Annotated in this window: 6 protein-coding genes; 1 reads left to right on the forward strand and 5 read right to left on the reverse strand. The window is 40.7% G+C overall.

Going from position 1 to position 6,904, the window contains the following annotated elements; genetic code table 11:
- Positions 1–54: 54 nt before the first annotated feature.
- Complete coding sequence (locus tag A33I_RS13260) at positions 55–639, reverse strand: RDD family protein (protein WP_022628851.1); 585 nt, start codon at positions 637–639, stop codon at positions 55–57.
- Between the two features lie 12 nt (positions 640–651).
- Entirely contained in the window at positions 652–1,647 is a 996-nt protein-coding gene (gene sppA, locus A33I_RS13265; protein ID WP_022628852.1) for a signal peptide peptidase SppA, read from the reverse strand.
- Positions 1,648–1,807: 160 nt separating this feature from the next.
- Between sppA and A33I_RS13270 the strand changes: the two genes are divergently transcribed.
- On the forward strand, positions 1,808–2,608 hold the full coding sequence (locus A33I_RS13270) for an NAD kinase (protein WP_235806195.1): 801 nt from the start codon (positions 1,808–1,810) through the stop codon (positions 2,606–2,608).
- A gap of 590 nt (positions 2,609–3,198) precedes the next feature.
- Here the strand turns inward: A33I_RS13270 and A33I_RS13275 are convergent.
- The 3 genes from A33I_RS13275 to A33I_RS13285 form a co-directional block, all read right to left on the reverse strand.
- The gene (locus tag A33I_RS13275) at positions 3,199–4,794 is read right to left on the reverse strand and encodes an amidohydrolase (protein WP_022628854.1); all 1,596 of its coding nucleotides are present in this window, start codon (positions 4,792–4,794) and stop codon (positions 3,199–3,201) included.
- A gap of 204 nt (positions 4,795–4,998) precedes the next feature.
- Positions 4,999–6,591 (reverse strand): acyl-CoA synthetase MbcS, encoded by a 1,593-nt coding sequence (mbcS, locus tag A33I_RS13280; RefSeq protein ID WP_022628855.1) that lies wholly within the window; start codon positions 6,589–6,591, stop codon positions 4,999–5,001.
- Positions 6,592–6,779: 188 nt separating this feature from the next.
- Positions 6,780–6,904, reverse strand: a 125-nt coding sequence (locus tag A33I_RS13285; RefSeq protein WP_022628856.1) for an alpha/beta-type small acid-soluble spore protein, incomplete at its 5' end; no start/stop codon positions are given.

Consider the following 6,904-nt stretch of genomic DNA (forward strand, 5'->3'; position numbering starts at 1 on the left):
AAAAAAAAAATAAACCTGTGCGTCATGACACACAGGTTTACCCTCTTTTATCTTTTATCTTTTTTCATAAATCACATAGGAATCAGCAATCATATCATGCAAGCCTTGCTTAGTAGACGTAAAAGCAACCGTTATATAAAGAATATAGAGGAGAGCAAAAGACTGGTGTAACACTCGTCCTACTCCTTCTCTAAATATGACCTCTCTCCATGAAAGCAAGTCTCCTTCTTTTGAAACGACTCGCAGACCAAATACCATCTTGCCTATAGTCGCACCATAAAACTTAGTCATAAGGGCGAAGTAGGCGAAGAAGAATACCGCTGATACAACTAAATCAAAAAATCCGTACATTCCACCCAATGCGTAACGAAGATCCGTTAGATTTAAGATCGGACCAATAAGCAGCCAACGTAAACTTAGCAGCATAAGAGCATCAAGGCTAAACGCCCAGAATCTCATCCAAAAACCAGCATAGTGCCGCTCATTCGCATAATGGGTTTCACGCTCTATCTCTTCCTGACGGTTAAGCCCTTCACTTTCTCTGTTAGGTTGAAGCGAGCGCTCCTGTCTCTTTTTTCTTTGCTGGAGTATACGGCTTCTTCTTGGGCGAGACCCGCGGTTTATCATTCCTTGCTCCAAAATGATCCCTCCCTATTCAGTGTAAAGATACTTTAATGTAGGTGCTCGGCGCTCTGTAATTAATTGTTCAATACTTGCCAGTTCATTATTCGAAGATAACATTTTAGCTGCTGTCATTGAAAATAAACTGTACAGACCCGTATCAGCCTCATATTTAATTACACTATAATTTGCACCTAAATCTTCACGCATCATAGCAATCGTGTCATCAAGACTTCCAAGCTCATCAACTAAATCTATTTCTAAAGCCTGGTTTCCTGTATAGATTCGTCCGTCTGCTAATTGTCTTACTTCATTTTCAGACATGTTACGTCCTTCAGAGATAATACGTACAAACTCATCATAAGACTCATCAATTAATGATTGTAAAATTGCACGGTCGCCTTCTGTCATCTCACGCGTCGCTGACATAATATCTTTGTATTCTCCGCTTTTAATCGTGTTGAATTTAATACCGTAATTCTCAGCCAGTTCAGCAATATTAATAGACTCCATAATAACGCCTAAGGAACCCGTAATCGTCTGTGGACTAGCTACAATCTTATCAGCCGGTGCTGCTATGTAATACCCACCAGAAGCTGCCATACTGCCCATTGAGATATAGACAGGCTTATTATACTCTTCTTGAACTTCTACGATTTTTTCATGAATTTCTGCACTTTCAACTACCCCGCCGCCTGGTGTATTCACTCGAATAATTAATCCTTGCACAGAGGAATCCTTCGCAGCGTGCTCAATTTGAGAAAGAAAAGCTTGGTGCCTGTAGCCTTGTGCATCAAAAATACTAACAGCATCTCCTGTATCTTGAATCACTCCATTTAATTCAAGCACAACAATAGAGTTTCCAAAATCATCTCCTTGTTCAATCACTCTCTCAGCCCAGCCATGTTCACTTCCAAACATTCGGTCTAAATCTGCCCCTGCTTGTGAAGTGGCCACATTAACTCCTACAGCAGCTACAACCAACATAAGAGCTGCAATTAAAGCCAGCCAGCGTTTGCGACTCATGATCCCACCCCTTCTTTTGTATCACGTTTTTTCCGATGACGTAATCGATAATTATTTTTGATTCTTTTCCTGAACAAAGGTTATGATAACATAGAATCCTGTCAAATTTCACTTGAAGTGGAACTATTCACCTGATTTAATTCCTCTAGAAAGGATGATTCTGATGATTTCACGTAAAAACCTATATTTCTTCTTTAAACAAACGCCAGAAATGAAAGACATCGTCACACCTCTTAAAAACTTAGCTGAGGTACATGGCTTTCATTTAGTTCATTCCATTGAAGAAGCAAATATTATTGTAAGTGTCGGCGGCGATAATGCATTCTTACAAGCAATAAGAAAAACCGGCTTTAGAGAAGACTGTCTTTATATCGGAGTAAATACAGACCAACTAGGCTTCTACACTGATTTTACAATCAATGACCAGGAACGCATGATTCAAGCGATGAAAAATGAAGAGCTTGAAGTACGCCTCTACCCTGTATTAGAAGTATCAGTAAATAACGAGAAACCTATTTTTTGTTTGAATGAATGTTCTATCCGTTCAAATGTGATTAAGACCTTCGTTATTGATGTTGTCATCGATGATTTTGCATTTGAAACATTTAGAGGAGATGGAATGATTGTTTCCACACCAACAGGCAGCACCGCTTATAATAAATCCGTTAGAGGCGCCGTTATTGACCCTACTTTGCCATCTATGCAAGTAAGTGAGCTAGCTTCTTTAAATAATAATCAATACCGTACTCTTGGCAGTCCGTTTGTCCTCGGTCCAGATCGTACGTTGCTTTTAAAAGTAGTCCAAGACGGAAACGACCACCCAATCATCGGTGCAGATAATGAAGCGTTAAGTCTTCGCCATGCTAAAGACATTCGTATTCAGTTAGCAGACCGCCAAATAAAAGTATTAAAACTTAAAACAAACTCGTTCTGGCAAAAGGTACAGCGAAATTTTTTATAAGAAAAGATTAACGATGAGCTTGATAATCGATTATCCGATGATATTCCCACTGAAAGTAGTTGTTGATTTCCGCTGCAGGCACTCGCTTTCCGCGGGCGGACCGGGAGCCTCCTCGTCGTTGCACTCCAACTAACGGAGCGTGGAGGTTGTATAGAACTCCCATTTTTATTTGAATCTGTTCAGTGAAATTAGCAGATAACCCCAAGGATATCTTGTTTCTTATAATTTGAACTGATCCATATCTAATTCGTTCCACATAATAATTACAGAAAGCAATAACCTAGCGATGAACTATACGGAGACTTCTACGGGGACTAGAGCAGGAGTGAGATCCCACAGGGCTTTGCCCGAGGAAGCTCACCAGCTCCCCGTGAAAAGCGAAGTATAGTTCAGGAGCGGCAAGTACGCTCCCCCCCATGGTTTAGGTACTTGAGACTTTAAACAAGCTTTGAACCCTAACAACACCGTCCTACTTAGTAATTACACAATGCAATTACCCAGCAGATGAACGATATAAAAACGCCTGTATGAACCAACTCAGTATAAACCGATAAAGACGACTTATTTACTACAAATAAGTCGTCTTTCACCTATTTATTCTTTTGATACATGATAGAGTCATCAACTACCGTCATAAGGACTTCTGCATGTAATAGGTGATCAGGGTCTCCTTCAAAAACATTGTGATTTAAAACAGTAAAATCAGCAGCATAACCTGGTGCAATCAAGCCACGCTCACTCTCTTTTTCAATCGCACTAGCACTGCCTGTTGTAAATAACTTTACAGCTTCAAACATCGATAGCTTTTGATCAGGTAAATACCCTTCATGCGTTTCGCCTGGTTTCTTTCTCGTGACTGCTGCATGGATGCCTAATAGCGGATCCACGGGTTCAATAGGAGCATCCGATCCTCCCGCACAATGAAGACCTTCTTCAATTAATGTTTTCCAAGCAAAGGAATAGGGCAGACGCTCTTCACCAAGCCGCTCCATAACCCAAGGGAAGTCCGCAGCCACAAAACGTGGTTGAATATCAAGAACTACGCGCAACTTCTTCAACCGCTCAATTAAATCTTGATTGATGACTTGTACATGGATTAATCGATCACGCCCATTTGTACAAGGATACTTTTCAATCGCATCAATTGCTAAGCGCAGAGCTTCATCTCCGATTGTGTGAATAGCAACAGGCATGTCTTCATCACGTGCCCGTTTTACTAGGTTTTCAAGCTCGCTCTGTTGATGCATTGCCACTCCGCTTGTTCTTGGGTCATCCGTATAAGGTGCGCTAAGAAGAGCCGTTCTTCCGCCCAGTGCTCCATCGGCAAAGATCTTCATGGGTCCCAGTTCAATATAAGGAGTTACTTCACCCTTACTGCAGCCTGATTCTTTCATCTCATCTATAGCTTCATGATGGACAAGCAAATGTGCTCTAAATTTACAATCTACTCCATTGATCACTTCATTGAATGCATCAAATGTCTGTTTAAAGCCGCCGTAATAATTCAAATCCTCCGTATGTCCTCCAACTAAACCTAAGCGGAGCATATCCTCTACTGCTGTTTGAAGTGCTCGTTTTACATAAACTTTATCAACAGGAGGAATGACCGATTTAACTAACTCAGTCGCCGCATCAAGCAAATAGCCAGTCGGCATTCCGTCTGCATCACGAACAATCACCCCTCCTTCAGGATCAGGAGTATCTTTTGTGATTCCTGCAAGTTCTAACGCCTTAGAGTTTACTAATGCTGCGTGCCTGCAAATGCGCGTTAAGTACATTGGATGAGATGTTGTTATTTCATCTAATTCCATCCGGTGAAAAATTTTTCGATCTATAAAGTTATTCTCATTCCATCCTTCTGCAAATACCCATTCACCAGGCGGCGTGTCTTTTACTTTTTTTATCAGTTGATCAACCATTTCACTCGCTTGAGTGGTTTCTGATAAGTCCAGACGGATTAATCGCTCCCCATGACCGACCATATGCAGGTGACTATCTACAAAACCTGGATAAACGTATGCCCCTTCTATATCAACCTTCTTGGTGATGCGTTCTGAATAGGCTGATAAAAGATCCTCTGCGCTGCCATGATCGATGACCTGTCCTTCTTCCACATATACAGCATCCGTTGTTTCACCCTCTTTTCTCATTGTAAAAAACGTCCCATTCCACCAAAGAGTCCCCACTATTTTCCCTCCTGCAGTTGTAACATCATGTCATTTTTATTCTATCGTGACAGAAAACATAGTAAGATGCAATCGAGAGCAAAAAGAAAAAGCATGGCTTCAATTTAAGCCATACTTCTTAAGCCATACTTCTTAAGCCATACTTCCTCTTCTTTATCCTGTACGAGCGCTCGCTCACCATAGAATAAAGGATATTACTTATTATTAAGCTTCTGCATACTTCGCTTTTTCTTGCTGACGAAGCTCAATACGTCTAATCTTGCCTGATGTTGTCTTTGGAAGTTCGTTTACGAACTCAATCTTTCTTGGGTATTTATATGGTGCTGTCATCACTTTTACATGTTCCTGCAGTTCAGCTACAAGCTGATCATCAGCTACTGCCTTTTCATCTCTTAAGACGATAAATGCTTTTACAACATTACCTCTAATCTCATCAGGAGAAGCTACAACAGCACACTCTTTCACAGCTGGGTGCTTTGTTAGAGCATCTTCTACTTCAAAAGGTCCAATCGTGTATCCAGAGCTGATAATAATATCATCACTGCGCCCTTCAAACCAGAAGTATCCATCTTCATCTAACTTCGCTTGGTCTCCTGTAATATAGTAGTTTCCTCTATACGCCATAGCCGTACGTTCAGGATCTTTATAATATTCACGGAATAATGCAGGGGCACTTTTGTGTACTGCAATATCTCCAACTTCACCTGGCTGAACCGGAACACCGCTCTCATCCACAATCGCTACTTCATTTCCAGGTGTCGGCTTGCCCATAGAACCAGGCTTAATTTCCATCCCTTGAAGTGTACCAATAAGTAAAGTATTCTCTGTTTGTCCGTATCCGTCACGAACGTTTACGTTGAATGCTTTCTTAAAGGTTTCAATAACTTGACGGTTAAGAGGCTCACCAGCAGAGACTGTACTTCTAAGCTCAGGTAATTTATAACTTTCAATCGATTCCACTTTAGCCATCAGACGATATTCAGTTGGAGTACAACATAATACATTAATTTTCTCATCTTCTAGACGTTGCAGGTACTCGTTAGGATCAAAGCGTCCATGATATACATAGGCTGTCGCTCCTACCCCAATCGTTGATAAGAAAGGACTCCAGATCCATTTCTGCCAGCCAGGAGCTGCTGTTGCCCAAACTTTATCTCCTTCTTGAACATCAAGCCACATTTTTGAAGCAACTTGAAGGTGAGCGTAAGCCCATCCGTGTGTATGTACAACCGCTTTTGGGTTCCCTGTTGTACCAGATGTGTAAGGAAGGAAAGCCAGCTCGTCTCGTTTTGTTTCTGCGCCTTCGTAGTAATCGCTTTCATTTTCAGCTGCAGCAACTAAATCTACCCATCCTTCTAATGTTTGTCCAACAATTAATTTAGCGTGAAGAGTAGGAGTAGAATCTCCTAGAGACTGAATTTCATCTGTAAAACCAGTATAAGCAATAACTGCTTTTGCTTCGGCATGATTAATCCTATAAGCTAGATCTTTTGCACGAAGCATTTCAGAACAAGGAATAATGACAAGCCCTGCTTTTAAACAAGCTAAGTATGAAAAATAAGCTTCTGGGACCCTTGGTAAAATAAGAAGGACCTTATCTCCTTGCTTTAATCCTTGGCTTAATAAAGCATTAGCAAAGCGGTTTGTTTGAGCTACTAATTCAGGGTAAGAAATGATGCGGCGGTTATTCTTATCATCTGACCAATCAATAGCAATTCGTTCTGTGTCTTTTGCATAACGTTCTACTTCATGAGATAAATTGTAAATCTCTGGTGCGATAAGTTGTTCTCTTTCCATAATCATCCTCCTCAATTATACATAAACCTTTATACATACACCTTGCTTCATTACAGGACTATTTTTATCGATGTCCTCCTCAACATTATACAGAAAAAAATGATTTTTTTGAATATTATTTTCATAAAGATTGTGAACAAAATAAAAAGAGAGCGGATGATCCGCTCTCTTAAGCCATTCATATAATATTAGTATTGTTGTCCGCCGAATTGTTGTTCAGCCATTTGAACTAGACGCTTAGTGATTTCACCACCTACAGATCCGTTAGCACGAGCTGTAGCATCAGGTCCTAATTGTACACCAAACTCAGAAG

The sequence above is a fragment of the Alkalihalophilus marmarensis DSM 21297 genome (assembly GCF_000474275.2).
In the GTDB taxonomy this organism is placed as follows: domain Bacteria; phylum Bacillota; class Bacilli; order Bacillales; family Bacillaceae_D; genus Alkalihalophilus; species Alkalihalophilus marmarensis.

Excerpts from the sequence above, each read along its gene's own strand:
- sppA (WP_022628852.1), bottom strand. The coding sequence starts at position 1,647 with ATGAGTCGCAAACGCTGGCTGGCTTTAATTGCAGCTCTTATGTTGGTT.
- mbcS (WP_022628855.1), bottom strand. The coding sequence starts at position 6,591 with ATGGAAAGAGAACAACTTATCGCACCAGAGATTTACAATTTATCTCAT.